General features: G+C 64.7%; 4 protein-coding genes. All 4 read left to right on the top strand.

Annotated features, from left to right (window positions below; all coding sequences use genetic code 11):
* Window positions 1-19 precede the first annotated feature (19 nt).
* The gene (locus ACREE8_RS04490; protein ID WP_431571778.1) at window positions 20-946 is read left to right on the top strand and encodes a carbohydrate ABC transporter permease; all 927 of its coding nucleotides are present in this window, start codon (window positions 20-22) and stop codon (window positions 944-946) included.
* Window positions 939-1,844, top strand: coding sequence for a carbohydrate ABC transporter permease (locus tag ACREE8_RS04485; RefSeq protein ID WP_431571777.1), 906 nt, complete (start codon window positions 939-941; stop codon window positions 1,842-1,844). The genes ACREE8_RS04490 and ACREE8_RS04485 overlap by 8 nt, the downstream gene beginning before the upstream one ends.
* A 16-nt stretch (window positions 1,845-1,860) precedes the next feature.
* Window positions 1,861-2,958, top strand: a complete 1,098-nt coding sequence (locus tag ACREE8_RS04480) for an ABC transporter ATP-binding protein (RefSeq protein ID WP_431571776.1) — start codon at window positions 1,861-1,863, stop codon at window positions 2,956-2,958.
* Window positions 2,955-4,001: ABC transporter ATP-binding protein (locus ACREE8_RS04475; protein WP_431571775.1), on the top strand; the 1,047-nt coding region annotated here is incomplete at its 3' end. The genes ACREE8_RS04480 and ACREE8_RS04475, both read left to right, overlap by 4 nt.

The raw sequence follows: 4,001 nt of genomic DNA, 5'->3' as shown, positions 1-4,001 counted from the left end.
ACCCTAGACTGACCGGACCATGACCGCTGAGACCACTGATCCCGCGACGACGTCGCCGGTGCGTCGGACGCGAACGTTGATTCCCTTCAACGTCGCGCTTGTGCTGCCGGCGCAGCTCACCATGCTCGCCGTCGTGCTGGCGCCGACCCTGATCGCCATCTGGCTCAGCCTGACCGACTGGCAGCCGACCAACGGCACGCCCTGGTACCTGGCCGAATTCTACTGGTTCTGGAACTTCAACGATCTCTGGTTCGACACCCGCTTCATCAACTCGCTCTGGCGCACGGCGCTCGTGGTCGTCGTCGCGGTGGGATTCGAGCTCGTCATCGCGCTCGGGTTGGCATTGCTGTTCCTCGACGAATGGCCCTGGCGCAAGCTCGCCGTCAGCATCCTGATCCTGCCGATGATGATCGTGCCGGTGGACGCGGCCAATGCCTTCTTCATGCTGTTCAACGATCGCGGCCCGATCAACCATCTGATCAGCCTCGTCATCGGCCGGGATTTCCAGTTCTCCTGGCTGTCCGATCCGGACTGGGCGCTGGCGCCGATCATCGCCTGCGAGGTCTGGCAATGGACGCCGCTCATGTTCCTGCTGCTGCTGACCGGGCTCATGAACCTGCCGCAGAACCAGGTCCGCGCGGCGTTGGCCCTGGGCGCTTCGCCGGTCCGGATCTTCTTCCGCATCATGCTGCCGCTCCTGATGCCGGTCATCCTGGTGGCGCTGCTCATCCGCAGCATCGAAACTTTCAAGATCTTCGACGCGGTCTACATCCTGACGCGCGGCGGGCCCGGCTCTTCGACCGAGACCATCTCGATGTATATGTATAACGGGGCCTTCGTTTTCTTCCGCATCGGCTATATCGCGGCAGCGGGCCTGATCGTGCTGGTGCTGGTGATCTCGCTCTGCCTGGCGCTGGCCAAACCCCTGAAGCGTCATCATGGCTAAGGCAAAGATGGCGGGGAAAGCCCCCGCAGGACCCAGGCTGCTGCGCCGCGTCGCGGTGGCGCTGGCCATGCTGATCAGCTTCTTCCCGATCTTCTGGCTGGTCTCGACTTCCTTCAAGCCGCAGGAGGAGTGGGCCGCTTATCCGCCGGTCTGGGTCTCCGAGAATCCGACCTTGCAGAATTACCGCATCGTTTTCGCGCCCGAGGCCGCGCGCGCCTTTGCCGCCAGCGAATCGGGCTCGCTCGATTACAAGGTCTCGACCAGCGCCTGGAAGGCCTTCGGCGATTCCGCGATCATCTCGATCTCGGCCACGATCCTCTCCGTGCTGTTCGGCACGCTCGCGGCCTATTCGATCTCGCGCTACCGCACCGGCGGCGACAACTACCCCTTCCAGTTCCTGACCATCCGCATGTTCCCGCCGATCGCAGTCGTGGTGCCGATGGTGGTGGTGTTCTCCTTCCTCAGGCTCTCCGACACCTTCCCGGGCCTGATCATCGCCTATACCGCCTTCACGCTGCCCTTCTCGATCTGGATGATCCGCAGCTTCATCGACGAAGTGCCGGTCGAGATCGAGGGGGCCGCCATGCTCTATGGCATGGGGCCCTTGCGCGCCTTCCTCACCGTGACCCTGCCGCTGGTCAAGGGCGGGATCATGGCGACGGCGCTCTTCGTCTTCATCCTCAACTGGTCGGAGTTCCTGTTCGCGCTGACCCTGACGCAAGGCCAGATCATGACCGTGACCGTGCAGGTGGCGAATTATGTCTCGGCCAGCTCGGGCAAGCTCTATGGCGTTCAGGCGGCGATGGGCACGATCTCGACCCTGCCGGTGATTCTGTTCGGCTATCTCATTCAGAATCATTTGGTTCGCGGCCTCTCCTTCGGCGCCGTGAAGCGGTAGGGCAGGGATGGCCGCCATGACTCTCAAGCTCGAGCTGCGCGATCTGGAGAAACGTTTCGACGAGGTCGAGGCGGTCAAGCGCCTGTCGCTGGCCCTGAATCAAGGCGAGTTCGTCTCGCTGCTGGGTCCGTCGGGTTGCGGCAAATCCACGACGCTCGCCATGGTGGCCGGGTTCGAGACGCCGACGGCGGGCTCGATCCTGGTGGACGGGCAATCGGTCGAGGCCCTGCCGCCGCAGCGCCGGCGGATCGGGCTCGTGTTCCAGGACTATGCCGTCTTCAGCAAGCTTTCGGTGCGCTCCAACCTCGCCTTCGGGCTCGAAGCCAAGGGCGTTCCATCGGCGGCGCGCGCGAAGGCTGTCAAGGCGATCGCCGAGCGGCTCGATCTCACGGGTCTGCTCGACCGGCGCGGCGACCGGCTCAATATGAGCGAGATGCAGCGGGTCGCGATCGGCCGCGTGCTGGTGACCGAGCCGCAGCTCGTCCTGCTCGACGAGCCCATGTCCAACCTGGACGCCTCGCTACGCGCGAGCCTGCGCGGCGAGATGAAGCTGATCCAGAAGCAGCTCCGCCAGACCATCCTCTATGTGACGCATGACCAGGTCGAGGCCATGAGCATGTCCGACCGGATCGCCGTCATGAGCATGGGCGAGCTGCAGCAGATCGGCACGCCCGAGGAGATCTATCGCCGGCCGCGCAACCGCTTCGTGGCGGAGTTCATCGGCGACCCGCCGATCAATCTCATCCCTTGCGACGTGCAGACGAATGGCGGCCAGGTGGCAGTGACCACCGCGGGACATCGCAATCTGGTTCTGGGAAGCGGACGGGCATCCGCCGGCCGTCATTGGCTAGGCATCCGGCCGCATGACATCCGTATCGGTCGCGCCGCCGACGCCGGAGCGGGTTCGTTCCCGGTGCACTTCCTGGAAACCTTGGGCGCGGAGGAAGTGCTGCATATCGAATATGGCGCACAGCTGCTGCAGGCGGTGACGCCGACGGGCGTCGTGCGCGAGGGCGATCGCGTCACGCTTCAGTTCGACCTCAGGCGGGCCCTGCTGATCGACGCGACCAGCGATGTCGTGCTGCCGCTCGAACCGCTCGAGGCCGCGGCATGAGCGCTCTCTCCATCCAGGGCCTGACCAAGCGCTTCGACAAGGTGACGGCGCTGTCGGATGTCGGCTTCGAGGTGAAGCCCGGCGAATTTATCTGCGTGGTCGGTCCCACCAATGCCGGCAAATCGACCTTGCTCAAGACCATCGCCGGGCTGGTCCGCTCCGATGAAGGTCGCATTCTCGCCAATGGCCGCGATCTGGTGAACACGGCCCCGAAGGATCGCGGCGTCAGCCTGCTGTTCCAGAACATCGCGCTGTTCCCGACCATGACCGGCTACGAGAACATCGCCTTCCCGCTGACGGCACCAGGCGAGGGAGGTCCTACGGTCGATCAACGGGTGCGGGAGGTGGCGGCGCTGCTCAAGGTCGGGCATCTGCTCAACCGGTTCCCACGTACCTTCTCGGGCGGCGAGCAGCAGCGCGTGGCGATCGGGCGCGCCATCATCAAACCGACCGACCTGCTGCTGCTGGACGAACCGCTTTCCAATCTCGATGCGCGCATCCGCATCGCGCTGCGGATCGAGTTCAAGAAGCTGCATCGCGAGCGCCGCCAGACGATCCTCTATGTCACCCACGATCAGACCGAGGCGATGAGCCTGTCGGACCGGATCGTGGTGCTGAACGAGGGCCGGATCCAGCAGATCGGTACGCCGCAGGAGATCTATGACCGGCCGGCCAATCTCTTCGTGGCGCGCTTCATCGGCACGCCGCCCATGAACATCCTCGAGGCTAAGGTCGCGAGCGACGGCGGGGCGCCGGCCCTGGTGGGCGACGGCTTCGAGCTGCCCTTGGGCGCGCTGGCATCGGCTGCTTCGTCCTTGCCCTCGCAGATGAGTTTCGGTTTGCGCGCAGAAGATATCCGGGTGGCCGCCGCCGAAAGCCACGATACGCCCTTTCCGGCCGAGATCGTCTGGTCCGAGCATCTGGGGCCGAAGACCATTCTCGATCTGCGCCTGGGTACCAAGGTCCTCAAGGCGGTCATTGCCGACGGACATCCGCTCAAGGGCGAGGGCCGGGCCTGGCTCGGCTTCACGCCCAAGCCGCAT

It is taken from the genome of Hypericibacter sp. (assembly GCF_050729195.1).
Lineage (GTDB): Bacteria > Pseudomonadota > Alphaproteobacteria > Dongiales > Dongiaceae > Hypericibacter.
This window is presented reverse-complemented; position numbering and strand designations above follow the sequence as displayed.

Excerpts from the sequence above, each read along its gene's own strand:
- ACREE8_RS04490 (WP_431571778.1), top strand. The coding sequence starts at position 20 with ATGACCGCTGAGACCACTGATCCCGCGACGACGTCGCCGGTGCGTCGG.
- ACREE8_RS04485 (WP_431571777.1), top strand. The coding sequence starts at position 939 with ATGGCTAAGGCAAAGATGGCGGGGAAAGCCCCCGCAGGACCCAGGCTG.
- ACREE8_RS04480 (WP_431571776.1), top strand. The coding sequence starts at position 1,861 with ATGACTCTCAAGCTCGAGCTGCGCGATCTGGAGAAACGTTTCGACGAG.